The 20171-nt window shown below is 71.7% G+C and carries 19 protein-coding genes and 1 pseudogene; 8 read left to right on the top strand and 12 right to left on the bottom strand.

Annotated elements, in window-relative coordinates; translation table 11 throughout:
* Positions 1 to 8: 8 nt before the first annotated feature.
* Together ACBJ32_RS42115 and ACBJ32_RS42110 are read right to left on the bottom strand one after the other, a co-directional pair.
* Positions 9 to 1352, bottom strand: a complete 1344-nt coding sequence (locus ACBJ32_RS42115) for a PQQ-binding-like beta-propeller repeat protein (RefSeq protein ID WP_375131552.1) — start codon at positions 1350 to 1352, stop codon at positions 9 to 11.
* 75 nt (positions 1353 to 1427) lie between these two features.
* Positions 1428 to 2411 carry an SGNH/GDSL hydrolase family protein gene (locus tag ACBJ32_RS42110; protein WP_357876756.1) on the bottom strand — a complete coding sequence of 328 codons (984 nt, stop codon included), beginning with the start codon at positions 2409 to 2411 and terminating at the stop codon, positions 1428 to 1430.
* Between the two features lie 127 nt (positions 2412 to 2538).
* Here ACBJ32_RS42110 and ACBJ32_RS42105 point away from each other — a divergent pair, with 127 nt between their 5' ends.
* Positions 2539 to 3909 carry a cystathionine beta-synthase gene (locus ACBJ32_RS42105; RefSeq protein WP_357876758.1) on the top strand — a complete coding sequence of 457 codons (1371 nt, stop codon included), beginning with the start codon at positions 2539 to 2541 and terminating at the stop codon, positions 3907 to 3909.
* A gap of 3 nt (positions 3910 to 3912) precedes the next feature.
* Here the strand turns inward: ACBJ32_RS42105 and ACBJ32_RS42100 are convergent, their stop codons facing one another.
* Positions 3913 to 5055 (bottom strand): sensor histidine kinase, encoded by a 1143-nt coding sequence (locus ACBJ32_RS42100; protein ID WP_375131551.1) that lies wholly within the window; start codon positions 5053 to 5055, stop codon positions 3913 to 3915.
* Between the two features lie 137 nt (positions 5056 to 5192).
* Here ACBJ32_RS42100 and ACBJ32_RS42095 point away from each other — a divergent pair, with 137 nt between their 5' ends.
* Positions 5193 to 5423 carry a hypothetical protein gene (locus ACBJ32_RS42095; protein WP_357876762.1) on the top strand — a complete coding sequence of 77 codons (231 nt, stop codon included), beginning with the start codon at positions 5193 to 5195 and terminating at the stop codon, positions 5421 to 5423.
* A gap of 138 nt (positions 5424 to 5561) precedes the next feature.
* Positions 5562 to 6701: a cystathionine gamma-synthase gene (locus ACBJ32_RS42090; RefSeq protein WP_375131550.1), complete on the top strand. Its 1140-nt coding sequence runs from the start codon at positions 5562 to 5564 to the stop codon at positions 6699 to 6701.
* 4 nt (positions 6702 to 6705) lie between these two features.
* Here the strand turns inward: ACBJ32_RS42090 and ACBJ32_RS42085 are convergent, their stop codons facing one another.
* Positions 6706 to 7137: a DUF2269 family protein gene (locus ACBJ32_RS42085; RefSeq protein WP_357876766.1), complete on the bottom strand. Its 432-nt coding sequence runs from the start codon at positions 7135 to 7137 to the stop codon at positions 6706 to 6708.
* 10 nt (positions 7138 to 7147) lie between these two features.
* Entirely contained in the window at positions 7148 to 7273 is a 126-nt protein-coding gene (locus tag ACBJ32_RS42080; protein ID WP_375131549.1) for a hypothetical protein, read from the bottom strand.
* Between the two features lie 139 nt (positions 7274 to 7412).
* Here ACBJ32_RS42080 and ACBJ32_RS42075 point away from each other — a divergent pair, with 139 nt between their 5' ends.
* Entirely contained in the window at positions 7413 to 7826 is a 414-nt protein-coding gene (locus ACBJ32_RS42075; RefSeq protein ID WP_375131548.1) for a DUF6292 family protein, read from the top strand.
* Positions 7827 to 7867: 41 nt separating this feature from the next.
* Here the strand turns inward: ACBJ32_RS42075 and ACBJ32_RS42070 are convergent.
* A pseudogene (locus ACBJ32_RS42070) lies at positions 7868 to 9125 on the bottom strand (aspartate aminotransferase family protein).
* Between the two features lie 131 nt (positions 9126 to 9256).
* Between ACBJ32_RS42070 and ACBJ32_RS42065 the strand changes: the two are divergent.
* Together ACBJ32_RS42065 and ACBJ32_RS42060 are read left to right on the top strand one after the other, a co-directional pair.
* Complete coding sequence (locus tag ACBJ32_RS42065) at positions 9257 to 10087, top strand: helix-turn-helix transcriptional regulator (RefSeq protein ID WP_375131547.1); 831 nt, start codon at positions 9257 to 9259, stop codon at positions 10085 to 10087.
* Between the two features lie 44 nt (positions 10088 to 10131).
* Positions 10132 to 11091, top strand: coding sequence for a zinc-binding dehydrogenase (locus ACBJ32_RS42060; RefSeq protein WP_357876776.1), 960 nt, complete (start codon positions 10132 to 10134; stop codon positions 11089 to 11091).
* Between the two features lie 36 nt (positions 11092 to 11127).
* On the opposite strand, the gene ACBJ32_RS42055 is transcribed toward ACBJ32_RS42060, so the two are convergent.
* The 4 genes from ACBJ32_RS42055 to ACBJ32_RS42040 all read right to left on the bottom strand — a co-directional run bounded on the left by ACBJ32_RS42055 (position 11128) and on the right by ACBJ32_RS42040 (position 16236).
* Positions 11128 to 11979, bottom strand: a complete 852-nt coding sequence (locus ACBJ32_RS42055; protein WP_375131546.1) for a GNAT family N-acetyltransferase — start codon at positions 11977 to 11979, stop codon at positions 11128 to 11130.
* Positions 11980 to 12047: 68 nt separating this feature from the next.
* Positions 12048 to 14006: a hypothetical protein gene (locus ACBJ32_RS42050; RefSeq protein WP_357876780.1), complete on the bottom strand. Its 1959-nt coding sequence runs from the start codon at positions 14004 to 14006 to the stop codon at positions 12048 to 12050.
* A gap of 42 nt (positions 14007 to 14048) precedes the next feature.
* Positions 14049 to 14807, bottom strand: coding sequence for a hypothetical protein (locus ACBJ32_RS42045; RefSeq protein ID WP_375131545.1), 759 nt, complete (start codon positions 14805 to 14807; stop codon positions 14049 to 14051).
* Between the two features lie 64 nt (positions 14808 to 14871).
* Entirely contained in the window at positions 14872 to 16236 is a 1365-nt protein-coding gene (locus ACBJ32_RS42040; protein ID WP_375131544.1) for a sigma 54-interacting transcriptional regulator, read from the bottom strand.
* A 198-nt stretch (positions 16237 to 16434) separates the two neighbouring features.
* Here ACBJ32_RS42040 and ACBJ32_RS42035 point away from each other — a divergent pair, with 198 nt between their 5' ends.
* The gene (locus ACBJ32_RS42035; RefSeq protein ID WP_357877424.1) at positions 16435 to 17610 is read left to right on the top strand and encodes an FIST N-terminal domain-containing protein; all 1176 of its coding nucleotides are present in this window, start codon (positions 16435 to 16437) and stop codon (positions 17608 to 17610) included.
* A gap of 79 nt (positions 17611 to 17689) precedes the next feature.
* Positions 17690 to 18838, top strand: a complete 1149-nt coding sequence (locus ACBJ32_RS42030; protein WP_375131543.1) for an ROK family protein — start codon at positions 17690 to 17692, stop codon at positions 18836 to 18838.
* A gap of 102 nt (positions 18839 to 18940) precedes the next feature.
* On the opposite strand, the gene ACBJ32_RS42025 is transcribed toward ACBJ32_RS42030, so the two are convergent.
* Together ACBJ32_RS42025 and ACBJ32_RS42020 are read right to left on the bottom strand one after the other, a co-directional pair.
* Positions 18941 to 19540 (bottom strand): hypothetical protein, encoded by a 600-nt coding sequence (locus ACBJ32_RS42025; RefSeq protein ID WP_375131542.1) that lies wholly within the window; start codon positions 19538 to 19540, stop codon positions 18941 to 18943.
* 68 nt (positions 19541 to 19608) lie between these two features.
* Complete coding sequence (locus ACBJ32_RS42020) at positions 19609 to 20154, bottom strand: RNA polymerase sigma factor (protein ID WP_357876793.1); 546 nt, start codon at positions 20152 to 20154, stop codon at positions 19609 to 19611.
* Between the last annotated feature and the right edge of the window lie 17 nt (positions 20155 to 20171).

Below are 20171 nucleotides of genomic sequence, written 5' to 3'. Positions count from 1 at the left end.
CGGGAGAGTCAGCCGTACATGCCGGGCGCCGTCGCCGCGTGGTCGTTGACGGCGTGCAGGGCGCCCTTCTCGTCGCGCCACAGGCGCCAGCCTTCCTGGCTGCCGGTGAACCAGGGCGGCGGGACCGTCACGGGGGAGACGCGCTTGCCGGTGCCGAGGTCGTACTCGCACAGGGCCGCCGTCGAGTAGAAGCCGGGAGGCTGCCCCTTCAGCGGCAGCGGCTTGGGGTCGGTGACGCAGAAGGACCAGCCGCGCGCCTCCTCGACCGGCACCGGCTTGCCCCCGGCCACGTCGAAGGCCGTGCCCTTGGAGTTGTGCTTGAGGAAGCCCAGCTTGTCCATGCGGTCGGGGAAGGCCAGCCACCAGCCGGAGCCGGGCACGTCGGTGGCGCTGATCTGGCCGACCACCCGCCCGCTGGCCGGGTCGAGCCGGGCGAACCCGCCGTAGGCGCCCTGCGGGTCGACCGGCCGGACGACCGGCGCGAAGCCGGGGGAGCCGCTCGGGTAGACCCGTACGACCGAGGGCCGCATCCAGTTGATCGTCCCATCGGCGATGCTGACGGAGAACAGGCCGAAGGTGGAGACCTTCTTGCTCTGCGGGTTCGTGTACGGGGCGACGTACCCGACCAGGTCGTCCCCCGCCGCGCCGAACGCCCACCCGCCCGACAGGTCGATCCCGGGCCCGAGCGCCTGCTCGATCGGCTGCTGCCACTGCAGCTTGCCGGTCTTGACCTCGTACGACTCCACCATGGGGTTGGCGGCCAGCCTGAGCAGCACGACCCGGCTCGGATCCGACCACTCCACCTCGGAGATGCCGGGCAGCCTCCACAGCTGCTTGCCGGTCGCCGGGTCGAGCACCACCATGCGGGCCTTGGCCAGGGCGGTGTGCTCGGACAGGCAGACGTACGGTCCGCAGCGCTGCGGACCGAACGTCGAGTGGATCGGCCGCGTCCACCGCTGCGCCCCCGAGTGGGCGTCGCGGGCCACGAGCGTGGCGTTCCACCTGCCCTTCTTGCCCGGGTCGAGCGCGACCACCACGCCCTGGCCGCCGGGCGTCTCCACGATCGCGGGAGCCGAGACGCCCATGCCGGGCAGGCGGCCGGCCATCGTGGCGGGGTAGGCCCACAGACGCTTGCCGTCGCGCAGGTTGACGGCGACCGTCTCCAGGGCGCCGTCGGGCCTCATGGAGGTGACGGCGACGACCCCGCCCGCCACCGCCGTCCGGCTGACGGCGTTGACCTGGGTGTTGTGCCAGGTCGGGAACTTCGAGGTGGCCGCGTCGCTGCCGGAGCAGGCAGTGGCGGCAAGAGTTCCGGCGAGAGCGATGGACGTTTTCCAGAGGGGCCGGAGCACGGGCAATTCACTCCAAAGAGAATGGGGGAGTGACGGCTCCGGCGCGAAGAGTGACCGGCTGGAGGCGTGCGGCCGTCAGGTGTCGTTGACTGCCTCGCCGAGTCGCCGGCGGAACAACGTCGCCCACTTCCCGTGCAGGCCCGTCGCCCGCCCGTCGACCCGGGTCGCGGTGACCTCGGTGCCGGGCTCCTCCGCGGCCGTAGCCGCCGCGAGGTAGATCGGTTGCAGAGCTTCGCCCCGTGCGGGCCGCGGCTCAGGCCACAGCCCCAACGCAGCGCACACCGACGGTAGCACCGCGTAAGCGGCCTGCGCGTAACCTCGGTCAGATGGATGGAAACGATCGGGTCCGAACATTTCTGTCGGATTTGTAGCGAACTCGGGGCCCAGGACGTCGGCGAACGCCACCGTACGGCCGCCCGCGTCCACCACCGCGACCGTCTGCGCCGCCGCGAGCTGCCGGCTCCACCGCCGCGTCACCCAGCGCAGCGGCTGCGCGATGGGCCGCACGGTGCCGAGGTCGGGGCAGGTGCCCACGATCACCTCGGCGCCCGCGTCCCGCAGCCGCCGCACGGCCTTGGTCAGGTGCCGTACGGCGATGGCCGGCGGCGTCTGCGTGATGATGTCGTTGGCGCCCACGAAGATCACCGCCACGTCGGCCTCCATGGCGAGCGCCACGTCCACCTGCTCCGCCAGCTCCGCCGAGGGGGCGCCGGACTTGCCCGCCACCACCAGGCGCACCGGCCGCTCGGCGACGGCGGCCAGGCCGTTGGCCAGCAGCACGGCGGGGGTCTTGGCGGGGTCGGTCACGCCCAGGCCCACGGAGGTGGAGTCGCCGAGCATGGCCATCTTGATCGGCTCGCCGGGGAACTCGCCGTACACGCCGTCGGAGGGCGGCCCGTCCAGGCCGTGCGGTTGGCCGATGACCTTGCGGGCGAGCAGGCCCTCGGCGATCAGCAGGCCGTACGCCGTGGCTCCCAGAGCCGTCAGCCCGCCACCTCCGAGCGCCGCCGCTGTAGCGATCCTCCGCGCCGCGCGCGCCATGCCAGCTGCCCAGACCACGTACGTGCCTCCTCGGTCCAACTCGGCGGTAGCGTTTGCTTGATAACTAGCCGAGGGCCTGCCACCCCCACTGGATCTCGGCCGTTGGCAAGCTGACCAAGCTTCGGTGAAGAAGGTGAACACCTCGGTGCGCGTTTACGATTCCCTCGTCGACCTCATGGGGAACACTCCGCTCGTCCGGCTGCACAAAGTCAACGCGGGAGTGCCCGCTCAGGTGCTGGCCAAGGTCGAGTACTTCAACCCGGGCGGATCGGTCAAGGACCGCATCGCAGTCCGGATGATCGAGGCCGCGGAGAAGTCCGGCGAGCTGCGCCCGGGAGGCGTGATCGTGGAGCCCACCTCCGGCAACACCGGGGTGGGGCTGGCCATCGTGGCCCAGCAGAAGGGCTACCGGTGCCTGTTCGTGGTGCCGGACAAGGTGGCCCAGGACAAGATCGCGGTGCTGCGCGCGTACGGCGCGGAGGTCGTGGTCTGCCCGACCGCCGTCTCGCCCGACCACCCCGACTCCTACTACTCGGTCTCCGACCGGCTGGCCCGCGAGGTGCCGAACGCCTGGAAGCCCGACCAGTACTCCAACGTCAACAACCCCGACTCCCACTACCACTCGACGGGCCCCGAGCTGTGGGAGCAGACCGACGGCAGGATCACGCACTTCGTGGCCGGCATCGGCACCGGCGGCACGATCAGCGGCACCGGCCGTTACCTCAAGGAGGTCTCCGGCGGGCGGGTCAAGATCATCGGTGCTGACCCGGAGGGCTCGGTCTACTCCGGCGGGTCCGGCCGTCCGTACCTCGTGGAGGGCGTCGGCGAGGACATCTGGCCGGCCACGTACGACACCGAGATCTGCGACGAGATCATCGCGGTGTCCGACAAGGAGTCCTTCAACATGACCCGCCGCCTGGCCCGCGAGGAGGGGCTGCTGGTCGGCGGCTCGTGCGGCATGGCGGTCGTGGCGGCGCTGCGCGTCGCGTCCGCGGCGGCGCCCGACGACCTGGTGGTCGTGCTGCTGCCCGACGGCGGCCGCGGCTACCTGTCGAAGATCTTCAACGACGACTGGATGGCCGACTACGGCTTCCTGACCACCTCCTCCGACGAGGGGCTGGTCGGTGACGTGCTGGCGCGCAAGGGGCCGGGGCTGCCCGAGTTCGTGCACGCCCACCCGCACGAGTCGGTCGGCACCGCCATCTCGATCATGCGCGAGTACTCGGTGTCCCAGCTTCCGGTGATGAAGGAGGAGCCGCCGGTCATGGCGGCGGAGGTGATCGGCTCCATCGTCGAGCGCGACCTCCTCGAAGCCCTCTACCACGGCAGGCTCTCCTCCGACGATCCGATCTCCGATCACATGTCCGCGCCGCTACCCACGATCGGCAATGGTGAACCTGTGGCGCGTGCGGTTGAAGCGCTGGAGAAGGCGGATGCGGCGGTTGTGCTCGAGGACGGCAAGCCGGCCGGGCTGATCACCCGCCAGGACCTGCTCGCCTTCCTGGCCAACCACTGAGCGTCAGGGGAGTGGGAACTCGGCCACCACTTCCCAGGCGCCCTGCCGGGACGGGCCGGCGTAGAGCCGGCCGCCCAGCGCCTCCACCCGCTCGGCCATCCCGACCAGCCCGAACCCGCCGCCCAGCCGTGACACCCGCGGATCGGAGCCGGCCCCGAAGTTGCGCACCCGCAACACCACGACCCGCTCGTGGCGCCGCAGGTCGGCCTCCACCCAGGCCGTGCGGGCGGCGTGCTTGCGGATGTTCGTCAGCGCCTCCTGCAGCACCCGGTGCAGGGTGGTCATGACCTCGGGCGGCAGCGTGCGATCGTCGAGGCCGGCGCCGATCTCGAACGCCACCTTGGGCCCGTCCGCGGAGAACCTGTCGGCCAGCATCCGCAGGTCGGCCAGCGAGGTGCCCGGCTTGCGGTCGGCGCCGTCCTCCGTGCGCAGCACCGCGACCATGCGGCGCATCGAGGTCAGCGCGTCCGAGCCGGCCGTGGCGATCGCGTCCAGGGCGGGAGCCACCGCCTCCGGCCTGGTCTCGGCGACCGTGCGGGCGGCCTGGGCCTGCACGACGATGCCGGTGATGTGGTGGGCGACCAGGTCGTGCAGCTCCCTGGCCAGCTCCAGGCGCTCGGCCCGCCGTACCGAATGCACGGCCTCCGTGCGGCGCTCCTGCTGGAAGCGCAGGTAACCGCCGGCCCCGGCGGCCGTCGACCAGCCCGCGAACAGCAGGAACGCGAACGCCAGCCCCGAGCTCTGGTAGTCGCGCCCGCTCGCCTCGCTCATCAGCACGATCAGCCCCGCACACGCCAGCACGGCCGCCCGGCGCACCGGCTCGACGTGCCGCAGCACCCCGATGATCAGGATGAGCAGCGAGCCCGTCTCCGCCATGCCCGGCGCGGCGGAGGCACCGGACCAGCCGGCCAGCAGCGAGATGCCGAACGACAGGGCCAGCATGATGGCGAACCCCTCCACCCGGTACCTGCGGCGCAGCACCACGGCCGCGATGCCGCACACGCCGCAGGCCAGCACCAGCCACTGCACGCCGCTGACGACGCCGGCCAGCACGAGGTCGAGCAGCAGGAGCATGCCCAGCCAGCCGTACATCGCGATCTCGCTCAGCCGGCGTAGCCAGTACACGATGCGCTTCGAATCCCCCACGGCGTCGAGCCTAAGCCGGAAGTCGGACATGTCGTATCAACCGTTCGGCCGAGAGGGCCTGACGGAGACCAGCCCTTCAGCGGAGGCGGCGGGCGGGGCGTGTCACCGATGCTGGATGTGTCGGAAGGGGAGAGGACATGGTTGCCATCGGGTTCGCGTTGCTGGGTGTCGGGCTGGTCGTGGGCGTGCTGCTCGCGCTGGCCGACCCCGTGCTGCTCTCCCGCATCAACGGGGAGCGGGCGGAGGGCGGCAGCGGCCGGTTCATCAAGGTGGACGCGGAAGGCGGCAGCGACCCGTTCGTCAAGGCGGACGTGGTACGGCTCCCGCCCCGGTCAGGCGGGGACCGTCACGAGCCCAAGGCGGCCTGAACAGGTCCGGCTCGCGCGGGCATGGTGCGCGAGCCCGCACGGGAGCTTCGTGGGGACGGGCTCCCGTGAGCGGCCCGCGATCCGGAGGGGACCGGATCGCGGGCCGTCCGCGTGACAGCGGCCTGTAACGTGACCTGTATGAGCAACGGTTTTGAAACTCTGGCCATCCACGCAGGTCAGGAGCCCGACCCGCTGACCGGCGCGGTCGTCCCGCCGATCTACGCCACGTCCACCTACAAGCAGGACGGCGTGGGCGGCCTGCGTTCCGGATATGAGTACAGCCGCTCGGCCAACCCCACCAGGACCGCGCTCGAAGCCGCGCTGGCCGCCGTGGAGGGCGGGGCGCGGGGGCTGGCGTTCGCGTCGGGGCTGGCCGCCGAGGACACGCTGCTGCGTACGGTGTGCAAGCCGCAGGACCACGTGATCATCCCGAATGACGCGTACGGCGGCACCTACCGGCTCTTCGCCAAGGTGCACGAGCGCTGGGACCTGCACTACGACCCCGTGCCGCTGCACGACCTCGACGCCGTGGCCGCGGCCATGACGCAGAAGACGAGGGTGGTCTGGGTCGAGACGCCCACCAACCCGCTGCTCGGCATCGCCGACATCGCCGCGCTGGCGCAGCTCGCCCACGACAACGGGTCGCTGCTGGTCGTGGACAACACCTTCGCCTCGCCGTACCTGCAGCAGCCCCTCGCGCTGGGCGCCGACGTGGTCGTGCACTCGACCACCAAGTACGTCGGCGGGCACTCCGACGTGGTGGGCGGCGCGCTGGTGGCCGCCGACGCCGGGCTCGGGGAGGAGCTGGCCTACCACCAGAACGCGATGGGGGCGGTGGCCGGGCCGTTCGACGCGTGGCTGACGATGCGGGGGCTCAAGACGCTCGGCGTACGCATGGACCGCCACTGCGACAACGCCGAACGCGTCGTCGACCTGCTGCTCGCCCACCCGCGCGTGACCGAGGTGCTCTACCCCGGGCTGCCCGAGCACGCCGGGCACGAGGTGGCGGCCAAGCAGATGCGCAGGTTCGGCGGCATGGTGTCGTTCCGCGTCGCCGGGGGCGAGGCCGAGGCGGTCGCGGTGTGCGACAAGGCGAAGCTGTTCACGCTCGGCGAGTCGCTCGGCGGGGTCGAGTCGCTCATCGAGCACCCGGGCAGGATGACGCACGCCTCCGCGGCGGGCTCGCCGCTGGAGGTGCCCGCCGACCTGGTGCGGCTCTCGGTCGGCATCGAGACCATCGACGACCTGCTCGCCGACCTCACCCAGGCACTGGGCTGATCGCTTATTCAGGCACGACCATCAGGAACAGGATCACCAGCCAGATCACGGACAGCAGCCCGCTGATCGCGGCGATCCGCCCCTTCTGCATCTTGGCGTCGTCGTCGGCGCTCTCGCTCGAGAGCGCCTGCACGGCGGTGCGCAGGTCCCGGTCGATGATCACCAGCATGACGGCGGCCACGATGAACAGCGTCATCGACGCCGTCATGTACCACCGCCCGAGCAGCCCGTCGCCGAGCACGATGCCGAGCACCAGCCCGAACACGAACACACCCAGGCTCCCGAGGCTGTAGATCCTCGTGATGCGCTGGATGAACTGCAGCGCGGGCACGTTCTTGGTGCGGATGGCGCGCGGCGCGGACATCGTCGCGGCGGTCACCGGCCCGATCGTGAAGATCGCGAAACCGATGTGCAGCCAGAGAAGCAGGGACGGCATGGCAGAGAGACTAGTCCCCGGTGATCTCGCTGGGGGACTCGACACTCTCTTTGCCGTCACCAGAACAACGCATGCACAGCTCCGAGGTCGCCACCGCGACGACCATCAGCACCAAGAGGAGAACCGTGGCAATCATGGTCACCCCTCCTTCCCCGTGTCGGACGTAAATATCGTCCGTAATGACTAGACGGACGTGCAACGGAATAAGTTCGTCGCGGGTATTGTTGCGTGTCGCCGTTCTTTCCTTACCGTCTGGGCACAGGGAGGTGCCGTCCGTGGCCATCAGGCACGTCGAGCCGTACACCGACGAGTGGCTGCAGCAGCCGATCAGCTACGTCCAGCAGGTCGTCGACCTGCTCGGGGCTGAAGTCGCGGACTGGTGGGAAGGCCCGTGCGATCCCAGAGATGCCACGGTGAGGCTCACCGACGACACCGCGCTGGTGTGGGACGAGGAGAGCGGCTGGCGCCTGGGCGCCTTCATCTCCGGCGACCGCGGCCGGCACACGGAGCTGACGGGCATCCGCTACCTGGGCCACGGCCTGCTCCCCCGCCCCGAACGCGTCCCTTCGGCCCTGAAGGACGCGCGGGCCGGCGTCGGCGCCAGCTCGGCCTGGCGACCCTGCTACCGCTCGCACCGCAACTGCCGTGACGGCTTCGACGTCGCCCTCGACTTCTACGCCCTCGCCTGAACCCGGACGAAAGCCCCGGGCTGCGGCCCGCCCCGGCCCGGTCAACTCGCGGCGCCGTCGAGCACGGCCTTGATGGACGCCTCCAGGATGTCCAGGCCGGTGTGCAGCTCGTCCTCGCTGATCGTGAGAGGCGGGGCGATGCGGAAGATTCCCCCCATCCCGGGCAACTGCACGATGTTCATGTGCAGCCCCCGTTCGAGGCAGGCCGAGGTGACCGCCTGGCCCAGCGCGTCCGCGGGCGCCCTGCTCTGCTTGTCCTTCACCAGTTCCAGGCCCTGCAGCAGGCCCCGGCCGCGGACGTCCCCCACGACCTCGTAGCCGTCGCGCAGTGCCGCCAGGCGGGTGCTGAGCTGGTCGCTCGGGTAGGAGGCGCGGGCGACGAGGCCGTCGCGGTGGATGACGTCGAGGACCGTCAGCGCGACGGCGGCGGCCAGCGGGTCGGAGACGTGCGGTGGTGACGACGGCCGCCACGGGGAGGCCGGCGCCGAGGGTCTTCGAGAGGGTCAGGATGTCGGGGGTGACCCCGTCGCGTTCGAAGGCGTACATGGTGCCGGTGCGGCCGAGGCCGGTCTGGGCCTCGTCGAGGATGAGCAGCATGCCGCGCTCGTCGCACAGCTCCTTGAGGCGGCGCAGGTAGCCGGGCGGCAGGTCGATGATGCCGCCCGACGACAGGATCGGCTCGACGAGGCAGGCGGCGAGGCTGCCCGCGGACTGCTGGTCGACCAGGGCGAAGCCGTAGGCGAGCTCGCTCTCCCAGTCGTGCGATCCGTCGGGGGAGCGGAACGGCGAGCGGTAGGCGTTGGGGGCGGGCAGCGCGAGGTTGCCCGGGGTCGGCGGGCCGTAGCCGCGGCGGCCGGCCGAGAAGGTGGCGGAGGCCGCCCCCTGGGTCATGCCGTGCCAGGAGCGGTCGAAGGAGACGATCTCCCAGCGGCCGGTGGCGAGCTTGGCCATCTTGATCGCGGCCTCGTTCGCCTCGGCGCCCGTGGTGAGCAGCAGCATCTTGGCCAGCTCGGGAGGCAGGGTGGCGGTGAGCCTGCCGGCGAGCTCCAGCACCGGGGTGCTCAGCATGCCGCTGTAGAGGTGGGCCAGCGACGCCGTCGCGGACGAGACCGTGGTCACGATGTCCGGGTGCGCGTGGCCGAGGATGGCGCTCATCTGGCCGGAGGTGAAGTCGAGGATCGGCGTGCCGTGGTGGTCGAAGACGTACGCACCGGAGGCGCGCTCGATGACTCGTGGGGTGAAGCCGGCTCCGTAGCGGATGAGGAGCCGGTCCGCCTCGTCCCAGAACGTCCTGTCCATCGCCAACCGATCATCTCTGGCCTCGCCCGAGACGTCGGGCTGAATGTCATCTTCGATCGATGGCGACAACCGTTACAAGGGACGCGGCGCAAGCGGATGCTTGAGGTTGATTGTCGCTTATGGTGTGTTTCGTGACTGCCAGTCAACGCCGCCGCGACCAGCTCAAGGAGTTCCTGCGGGCCAAGCGCGAAGCGCTCACACCCGCCGACGTCGGCATGCCCGCCGGAGGCCGCCGCCGTACACCCGGGCTGCGGCGGGAAGAGGTGGCCGTGCTCGCCGGGGTCGGGGTGTCCTGGTACACCTGGCTGGAGCAGGGGCGCGACATCAAGGTCTCCGACGCCGTGCTCGACGCGGTCGCCCGCGCGTTGCTGCTGGACGAGGCGGAGCGCACGCACCTGTACGTGCTGGCCGGGCTGAACCCGCCGGACCCGGCCGGGCAGCCGGGTGCGCCGGTGAACGACCAGCTCAGGGCCGTGCTGGAGGCGTGGATGCCCAACCCGGCGCACGTGCTGGACCGGCACTACAACCTGGTGGCCATGAACGACGCCTCCCGGTGGGTGTTCGGCTACGACGACGACGTACGCAACTGCATGGTGGCGTTCTTCACCCATCCCATCTACCGGGGCCGGTTCACCGCGTGGCACGAGTTCGCGCCGGACATGGTGGCCGACTTCCGCGCCGGAGCCGCCCGGTATCCCGACGACCCGGTCTTCGGGGAGATCGCCGAAGGGCTGCGCGCGGCCAGCCCGGAGTTCGCCCAGTTGTGGGCACGGCCCGACGTGCGCTCCCGCTCGCAGGGGATCAAGGCGATCACCCACCCCGAGGCCGGGAACCTCGTCTTCGAGTACTCGCTGTTCCGGCTGCCGGACCGGGCGGATCTGAACGTGGTGCTGCACACGCCCGACCCCGACACCGACACGAAGGAGAAGGTGGAGAGCCTGGTGGCCGTACACCCAGGATGAGCTGACACTGCCTCGCCCGCAGCCGTCCCAGCACGATGGACGGCATGAAGGCAATCACGATTCCCGAATTCGGCGGCGCCGACGTCCTCCGGCTCGACGAGGTCGAGATCCCCGAGCCAGGGCCGGGGCAGGTCTCCATCGACGTGGCGTACGCGGGCGCCAACTTCGCCGAGATCCTCTACCGGCAGGGGCTGGCGGACGTGCCGCTGCCGTTCGTGCCCGGGATCGAGGTGTCCGGCCGCGTCCGGGCGCTGGGCCCCGGTGTCGAGGGGCTGCGCGCGGGGCAGCCGGTCGCCGCGCTGACGATCGTGGACAGCGGCGGGTACGCCGAGGTGGTGGTCACCTCCGCCGAGCTGGTGGCCCCGCTGGACGGTTACGAGCTGGAGCTGGGCGTCGCGGCGGCGCTGCCGTCCAACAGCACGACGGCGTTCCTGGTGCTCGACCGGGTGGCTCGCATCGAGCCGGGGGAGAGCGTGCTGGTGCACGCGGCGGCCGGCGGCGTGGGCAGCCAGCTCGGGCAGGCCGCCCGGCTGCTGGGGGCGGGCCGCGTGGTGGGCACCGTGGGCAGCCCGGCCAAGATCGAGGCCGCCAGGGCGTTCGGGTACGACGAGGTCGTGCTGCGGGAGGAGGCGGCCGGGGCGGGGCGGTTCGACGTCGTGGTGGACATGGTGGGCGGCGCGGCCCGCCGCGGCAGCCTGGACCTGCTCGCGCCGATGGGGCGGCTGGTCGTGATGGGCAACGCCTCCGGCGCGGAGGACGTCGGCATCCCGGCCAACGAGCTGTGGCTGACCAACAAGACGGTCTCCGGGTTCAACCTGGCCGCGTTCTCCGCCGCCTTCCCGGAGACCGCGGGGCAGGCGCTGCGCCGGGTCGTGGCCGGGGCCGCGAGCGGGGAGCTGCGGGTGCGGGTCGAGTCGCTGCCGCTGGAGCAGGCCGCGCAGGCGCACCGCCGCATCGAGTCCGGCCGCACCACCGGCAAGCTGGTGCTCGAAGTGGGGCACTGAGCGAGGTTTCCGGGTGCGCGCCGAGCGGCGACCGGCCTACCAGCGCTCCACGAGGTGCTCGCGGCCGGCGGGCGGCTCGTACGGCTCGGGCCAGAAGTCGGTGACCCGGCTGATCAGGCCCTCGTCCGAGAACTCGAACCACACGCAGGCGTCCTGCTGCTCGTCGCCGACCCGGGTGTCGAGCCAGGCCGCGGCATGGCGGCCGTCCGCGACGATCCGCCTGACCTTCAGGTGCCAGTCGCCTGGATACTCCATGTTGAACCGGAGGAAGGGCCGCTTGCCGCGGATGCGCTCCCGGGTCTGCGGCATCTCGTAGACCACGTCCTCGGCGAGCAGGGCGGCGAACGCCTCCCAGTCGCGTCGCTCCGCGCTGTCGACGTAGGCGTGCGCGGTCCGGCGGTTGCCGGAGGTCTCGTCCGTGCGGCGGGCCCGCGACGGGTGGAGCACCAGCAGGACGTGCTCGTCGTCGCCGTGCCGCACCGTCCCCGCCCGCTCGAAGTCGTGTCTCTCCAGCAGCCGCACCGACGCGGTGTTGCCGTGGAACGGATCGGCGTACAGGGGCCGGGCCGGCTCCTTGTCCAGGAAGAGCCCGAGCGCGCGGGTGCCGATGCCGCGCCCCCAGAACGCCCGGCCGAACCAGTAGCCGATGAAGCGCCGATCCCCCTCCCACCAGGCCACCAGGTTGCCCGCCAGCTCGCCTCCCACCATGACGGCCTGCACGAACACGGTCGGGTCGCCGAGGATGCGCGTCTTCCAGTGGTGCATGAACGCCTCCCGCTCCCGGGGAGCGAACCGCGACCGCCGCACGGCCTCCGGGTCGTGCTCCTGCTCGAAGAGCACCTCCAGGTCGGCCTCGGTCACGTCCCTGAGCAGCACGATGTCATCCATGACCGGCGAGTCTGCCACCCGGCACCGACAGTTTTTCCGGGATCAGCCGGCCGCCGAGGTGGCCGGCCTCACCGGGAGCGGCGCAGGCGCAGGAAGTCGCTGACGACGTACTCGCCGAGCCGTTCCGCGCTCGGTGAGAAGACCCGGCCGCCGTTCCTGCGGGCCACCTCGTCCACGAACTCCTTGAGCCGGTCGTCCGCCGCCAGCATGAAGACGTTGATCGTCGCCCGCCGCCGGGTCATCTTGTCCACCTCGGCCAGCGTCAGCTCCAGCGTCTCGTGCGACGGCGGCCACTCGAACGCCGACTGGCCGTTGCGCATGAGGTGCGCCGTGGGCTCGCCGTCGGTGACCACCAGCACCACCGGCTCGAAGTCGGGGTGGCGGTCGAGGTGGCGGCCGGCGATGAGCAGGGCGTGGTGCAGGTTCGTGCCCTGGACCATGTCCCAGTCGAGGCCCGCCAGCTCGTCCGGCTGCAGGACCCTGGCGTAGTTGGAGAAGCCGATGATCTGCACGGCGTCCTGCGGGAACTTGGAGGCCACCAGCGCCTGCAGGGCCAGCGCCGTCTGCTTGGCGGCGGCCCAGGTGCCGCGCAGGGCCATCGAGTACGACAGGTCCACCAGCAGGCAGACAGCCGCGGCGCTGCGGCGCTCGGTCTCGGCCACCTCGAAGTCGTCCACCGACAGCCGCACCCCGACCCGATCGCCGAGGGTGACGCCGCCGCTGCGCACCCCGTTCACCAGCGTGCGCACGACGTCGATCGGCTGCTCGTCGCCGAACCGCCACGGCCGCGACGAGCCGGTCAGCTCGCCGGCCGAGCCCGCGTCGTGCTGGTCGTGGTCGCCCCGGCGGCCCCCGTCGAGCGAGGAGAAGACCCGGCGCAGCGCGGTCTCGCCCAGGCGGCGCACGGCCTTCGGGGTGAGCTCCAGCTTGCCGCGCCGGCGCAGCAGGTAACCCTGCTCCTCCAGCTCGCGCTCGATGCGCTTGAGCGCCTCCAGGTCGTCCACCGCGGAGCGGCCGAGCGCGCGGCGTACGGCGTCCTCGTCGATGTCGTCGAGCCGCGCGCCCGGGTAGTCCTGGCGCAGGGCGGTCTCGAGCTGGGTGAGGTCGGCCAGCTCCTCCAGCGCCGTCACGGCGTCGCCCATGGCCAGGGGCTCCTCGCCGGTGAGGCGCTCGGGGGCGTTCCAGGCCAGGTCGGGGCGGCGGGCGTAGAGGGCCTCGCCGAGGCGGCGCATCTGGTCGGACAGGCCCGCCTGGTCGAGGGTCTGGTTGATGAGGTTGCTCAGCTCCTCGCGCTGGCGCGGGGTCATCGAGGCCAGCATGCGCTGCGTGGCGGCGGCGCGGCGGGCCAGGATGTCGACGAGCTCGTCCAGGTTGCGGGGCTTCTCGGGGAACAGGTCCCCATGTTTGGCCATGAAGTCATCGAAGTCGGCCTGGGTGTGCTCGCCCCTGGCGTCCTTGTCGAGCATGTCGTTGAGGTCCGACATCATCTGCCGGATGCGCTCCATCGCCTGCGGGTCGGGGTTGGCCAGCGCGTCGCGCAGGCCCTTGAACTGGCTGTCCAGCACCTCCCTGCGCAGCAGGTCCCGCAGCTCCTCGAAGGTCTGGCGGGCCGCCGGCGAGCGCCAGTCGTAGGTGCTCAGCTCCTGGATCGCGCTGGCCGTGTCCTCGGGCAGCGCGTCGAGCCCGGCCTCCCGCAGCCGCGCGTCGTCGGACGGGTCGGGGAACAGCTCGGCCCGCTCCTGCCCGATCGCCTTGTCCAGCAGGGCCCTGGCCCGCTCCAGCGTGCCGTCGAGCCGCCCGCGCTCGCGCAGGTCACGGCGGCGCTTGCGGACCTCCCTGAGCATGTCGTCGAGCCCGCGGCGCTCCTGCGCGCCGGGCAGGCCGCGCTTGAGCAGGTCGCGCAGGGCGTGGACCGGCGTCGAGCCCGACAGGATGGCGTCGCCCATCTCGTCGAGCGCCGCCCGTACGTCATAGGGAGGGGCCAGGGGGTCGGGGCCGTCGTGGTACTCGCCATAGCGAAAGGCCATCACAAACCCACGCTAACCCGAGAAATCCCCTGGCGGGTCGTTTCAGGCGTCGCCGAAGACCTCCCACACCTCGTTCAGCGCGTCCACGCCCGGCGTGTAGTCGACCTTCACCAAGACCGGGTGCCGGGTGCCCTTGAGCGCCTTCGTGAGATCCGTCCACGTGCACGGCTTCTTGCCCAGGCCGTTCCTGTCCGCGTTCACCGGCCTGCCGGTCAGCCAGCCGTCACCGCACCTGGCGGTGGTGCGGTGGAAGGCCGTCGTGTACGTGTAGCCGAGCTTGATCGTCCTGCCGCCCGCCGTGAACAGCACGGCCGTGTCGTTGACCCGCTTGACGGTGCCGCGGGCCGTGCGCGGGCTGCCCCAGTCGGCGATCAGGATCTCGTTGACGCGCGTGGCCTTCCCGCCCCGGTACTCGACCCGTACGGGCACCGGGCCGCGCGCCAGCGTCTCGGTCAGGTCGCCCGGCCCGCACTTCGTGCGCCCCAGGCCCCTGCCGTCCACGGCGATCCTGCCCTCGGTCTCCACCAGGTCGCACGCGACCGTGACCCGCCCGTACGCGGCCTTGGTGTAGTCGAGCCGCAGCTCCAAGGCCCGGTGGAGGGTCTTGAACGTGTAGGACCTCTTCGAGGCCCGGGTGGCGGACTTCGGCACGAGCCGCAGGTGCCCCTTGCCGTCGGCCCAGGCGAAGCCGTACACGGCGGTGGCGGCCTCGGCCGGCGTACTCAGGGGAACGGCGGCCTCGGCGGGCGTGCTCAGGGAAACGGTGGCGGCGGCGGTGGCACAGGCGACGAGCAGGCGCATGGACGGTCTCCCCCGAACAAACGTGATCAGCTAACCACTATGACGCGGGAGACCGCCGATCTGTTCACGTCCGGTAAACAGTTATGCCGTCAAGGTCTTCCTTGGACAGCCGCCGCATGAGGTAAAGCCCCTCAAGGGTGAACTCCAGGGCCGCCGCGGCGTGCCCCGGCGACTCCTCGCCCGCGCCCATGCCCAGCCGCGACATGACCTTGGCCAGCCCGGCCACGGGGCCGACGCGGTGCAGCAGCTCGCCGGCCGGCACCAGCTCGCCGGACTCCACCTGGTTGCCCTCGGCGAACTTGTCGGTCAGCGCCGACAGGTCCATGCCGCCCAACCGGCTCCTGAACGTCTCGGCCGTCGCCCGGCGCAGCAGGTGGGCCAGGATCTCGGTCTCCCTGCCCTCCTCGCTGACCTCGAACTCCACCTTGCCCCGCAGGCTGTGCACCACGCAGCCCAGGTCCACCACGCGCGTGACCGCCTGCTCCTCGCCGGCGATCGCCGCCCGGCGCACGGCGGAGGCGGCCGCGGTCTCGGCCGCGGCGATGGCGAAGCGGGCCGACACGCCGGAACGGGCGTCCACGGCGGTCGACTCGCGGACCAGCCGGGTGAAGCGGGCGATCACCTCGACCAGGTGCTCGGGGACGTCGGCCCCGATGTCCGGCATGGACTCCTGGCGGATGAGCGCGAGCTCGTGTTCGACGGTCAAGGGGTAGTGGGTGCGGATCTCGGCGCCGAACCGGTCCTTCAGCGGCGTGATGATCCGGCCGCGGTTGGTGTAGTCCTCGGGGTTGGCGCTGGCGATGAGCAGGATGTCGAGAGGCAGCCGCAGGTTGTAGCCGCGTACCTGGATGTCGCGCTCCTCCAGGACGTTGAGCAGCGACACCTGGATGCGCTCGGCCAGGTCGGGCAGCTCGTTGACGGAGAAGACGCCCCGGTTGGTGCGCGGCACCAGGCCGTAGTGGACCGTCTCGGGGTCGCCCAGCGTGCGCCCCTCGGCGATCTTGATGGGGTCGACGTCACCGATCAGGTCGCCCACGGAGGTGTCGGGCGTGGCGAGCTTCTCGCCGTAGCGCTCGTCCCGGTGCTTCCACGCCACAGGCAGCTCGTCGCCCAGCTCGCGCGCCAGCTTCTGGCAGCGCGTGCAGGCCGGCGCGTACGGGTGGTCGTTGATCTCGCAGCCCTCGACCACCGGCGTCCACTCGTCGAGCAGGCCGGTGACGGTGCGGATGAGCCGGGTCTTGCCCTGCCCGCGCTCGCCGAGGAGGACCAGATCGTGCCCGGCGAGCAGGGCCCGCTCCAGATGTGGCAGGACGGTGTCGTCGAAGCCCACGATGCCGGGGAAGCGCGGCTCTCCCGCGCGCAGCCTGGCCAGCAGGTTTTCCCGGATCTCGGCCTTGACGGTGCGATGAACGTGGCCGCTCTCTCGCAACTCGCGGAGAATACGTGGCTGATGCACGGGATCGAGACTACGTCCCCCGCGAGGAATGTGGCAGAGACTTTCGCATCTGGCGGAGATTTCGGATCTTGACTATTGCGTGACGGTTCGTGTGCGTGCTTGTCCCTTTAGTGGGGAGAATCGGGCCTAGGGAACTTGGACATGTCGAGGGAGGCGAGATCCGTGGCCTTGATGACAAGCCGCTTCGCCGACGGCCTCGCCGTGGGTTCCGACCTGGTGGAGGCCGCGGAGCATGCCGTCGGTCAGGCACTGTCGAGGCTCAGCGGCCAAGCAGATCTGGTCTGCTTCTTCATCTGTGGCGACGATCCCGACGACGTCGCGCGGGCCGGCCAGGCCGCGATGAAGCTCGCGCCCGAGGCGCACGTGATCGGATGCAGCGCGACAGGGGTGATCGGCGACGGGCAAGGGGTGGAGCTGACGCCTGCCGTGAGCGCGTGGGCGGCGACCCTGGACGGGGCGCGGCTGACCACGTTCGCGCTGGAGACGCTGGCGGCCGAGGACCGGTTCGTGGTGGTCGGGCTGCCGGAGCGCGGCGGCGACGATCATGTGGCGATCCTGCTGGCCGACCCGTACAGCTTCCCGACCGACGCCTTCGTCGAGCGCTCGGTCGACGTGCTGGGCGACCTGCCGCTGATCGGCGGGCTGGCCAACGGGCTGCAGGGACGGGGCTCCGTACGGTTGTTCGCCGACGGCGAGATCTACACCGAGGGCGCCATCGGCGTGCTGCTCAGCGGGCCGATCAAGGTGAGCACCGTGGTCAGCCAGGGCTGCCGGCCGATCGGGCCGAGCATGGTGGTCACCGCGTCCGAGGACAACCTGCTGCTGGAGCTGGCAGGGCAGCCCGCGCTGGCCCGGCTGGAGGACATCGTCAGCGAGCTGGACGAGGACGATCGCGAGCTGGTCGCGTCCGGGCTGCAGATCGGGCTGGCCATGGACGAGTACGCAGAACGCCACGAACGCGGCGACTTCCTCATCAGGGGGGTCATCGGCATCGACCCGGACCGCGAGGCCGTGGCGATCGGCGACATCGTGGAGGTCGGCAGGACCGTGCGCTTCCAGGTGCGTGACGCGGCCACCGCCGACGAGGACCTGTACGACCTGCTCGACGCCCATCGCGAGGAGCTCGGCAAGGTGGACGGGGCGCTGCTGTTCTCCTGCAACGGGCGGGGGTCGGCGATGTTCGGCACGGCCGACCACGACCCGGTCGCGCTGCGCGACACGCTGGGGCCCATCGGCGTGGCCGGCTTCTTCGCGGCCGGGGAGGTGGGGCCGGTGGCGGGGCACAACCACGTGCACGGGTTCACGGCGTCCGTCCTGGTGTTCTCCAGCGCCCCGGGCGGCTCGTGATCCCGGACGGCCGCTGCGGGCGGGCCTCGGTCCTGGACGGGGGCCGCGGCCGGATCTCGATCCCGGACGGCCGCCGCCCGTGATCCTGGCCATCGACGTCGGGGGCACCAAGATGGCTGCCGGCCTGGTGACCCGCGACGGCACGGTGGCCGCGGCCCGCAGTGCCGCCACGCCGCAGGGCGCGGACGCCGAGACCCTGTGGCGGACGCTCGCCGGCCTCGTCTCACCGCTGGCGTCCTCCGCCGAGGGGGTGGGTGTGGGCTGTGGCGGGCCGCTGACCTGGCCCGACGGGGAGGTCTCGCCGCTGAACATCCCCGGCTGGCGCGGCTTCCCGCTGCGTGCCCGGCTGGCCGCGCTGTTCCCCTCCGTGCCGGTACGCCTCCACAACGACGCGGTCTGCCTGGCCGTGGCCGAGCACTGGCTGGGGGCCGGGCGGGGAAGCGACGACATGCTCGGCATGGTGGTGTCCACGGGGGTGGGCGGCGGGCTGATCCTGAACGGGCGGCTCCTCCACGGGCGCACCGGGAACGCCGGGCACATCGGGCACGTGGTGGTCGAGCCTGCGGGCGGCCCGCGCTGCGGGTGCGGCGGCCACGGCTGCCTGGAGGCCGTAGCCCGGGGGCCGGCGCTGGTCGCATGGGCTCTGGAGCAGGGGTGGGTGCCTGGCGCGGTGCCTGGCGCGGTGCCTGGCGTGGTGCCAGGCACGGTGGCGCGTGATGTGGCGTGTGATGTGGCCCATGAGGTGGCGGTGGCCGGCGCGATCCCTGGCGCCGGTGATGTGGCGGTGGCCAGTGTGGCGGTGCCGCAGGTGGTGGGGGATGGCGTTGCTGGGGGCGGTGCGGCGGGAAGTGGGGCGTACCCGGAGGATGGAAGCGGGGCGTACCCGGAGGATCGGGTCGTGACGGCGCGGCAGTTGGCGGCCGACGCGCGAGCAGGGGATCCGATCGCGTCGCGGGCCCTGCGCCGCGCCGGGCGGGCGCTCGGCGTGGCCATCGCCTCCGCCACCCACCTGTGCGACCTCGACGTCATCACGATCGGCGGCGGCCTGTCCCAGGCGGGCGAGCCGCTGTTCGGCCCGCTGGAGGAGGCGCTGCGGGAGCACGCCAGGATGGGGTTCGCCCGCCGGGTGAAGGTGCTGCCCGCCGCCCTCGGACAGGAGGCCGGCCTCATCGGCGCCGCGGCGCTGCTCCTGTCGGGCGACACCTACTGGCCCGCCCAGGACGCCTGATAGCCCATGCGTGGCGCGCGCCCGGTGGTCGTCGATGCATGACCCGGGCCCGGCGGCCCCGAGGCTGCTCGGGAGGGCCGCCGGGCCCGGGTGCAGGGGGTGTCAGCCGGTCTTGCTGTCCAGGCTCGGCCCCTCGTCCCGCTGCTCCGTGCCCGTGTCGAAGCCGGGCCCCTGGTCCTGCTTCTCCGTGGTGCCGCCACCGTCAGCCGGCACCGGCATCGAGGTGGGCTCGCACTCCGACACCGCGCCCTGGACGATCTCCAGCGTGGTGGCGAACGGCGGCCGGTCGTCGCCGTCCTTGCTCTTCGAGACGGTCAGCACCAGCGTGGACCCCGCCGGCACCTGCCCCTTCTCGATCCTGAAGCTGATCCCGTCGCCCTGCCGGCCGATGCTCCCGGAGAACTGCCCGGAGCCGCCCCCGTGCGTGCCCCGTGGCTGCTTGCAGACCTGCCCCTGCGGCAGGTAGTCCACCACCGCCTTGATCCCGGCCCCGGCCAGGTCGGCCTCCAGCCCCTCGGGATCGGTGAACGCGTTGATCTCCACGCCGACCCCGCCGTCGGCGCCCCTGGTCACCGCGTACGCCGGGCCGCCGGTGACGCCGGTCGCCACCACCACCGCAGCGGTGGCGGCCGCCGCGACCCCCGCCACCGCGGCGGACAGCCCTACCCAGCGGCGCCTGCCGGCCGGTGCAACAGTCGTCATCCTGTTCTCCGCCTTCCTCGTCGTGATCTCTTCCTTGAGTGCACCGAGAAGACGATCTTCGAAGTCGCTCATGCCCGTCCTTCCGAATACACAGCCGAGGGCGAGGTGAAGTGTTCGAGGGCACGCCTGGCCCTGTGCAGCCGGACCCGCGCGGTCACCTGCCTGATGCCCAGCGCCTTGGCGGCCTCGGTGACGGTGAGCTGGTCGATCGCCACGAGCTCCAGCACCGCGCGCTCGCCCTCCGGCAGGCCCTCCATGGCCTCCAGAGCGCTGCGCATCTGGCGCTCGGCGTCGATCCGCTCCTCCATCCGCGTGAGGTCGTCGTCGTCCATCAGGCGACGGCCTGCGAGGCGGCCGGTCGCCCGCGCCTCCCGGGTCGCCTTGCGGTACTGGGCCGACACGACGTTGCGCGCGATGCCGTACAGCCAGGCGATCTCGCTGCCGCGCCCCGGCACGTACGTGTCCGCGGAGTCCAGAACCGCCAGGAAGATGTCCGCCGTCAGGTCGGCGGCGAGGTGAGGATCACTCACCCGCCGGACCACGAACTTCAGCACGGCATCGACGTGGCGGCGATAGAAGGCCTCGAAGGCCACAGGGTCCTCGTTGAGGCGCACAGGCCTCGCTCCCTTCG

Source organism: Nonomuraea sp. GTA35, assembly GCF_041950525.1.
Classification (GTDB): Bacteria; Actinomycetota; Actinomycetes; order Streptosporangiales; family Streptosporangiaceae; genus Nonomuraea.
This window is presented reverse-complemented; position numbering and strand designations above follow the sequence as displayed.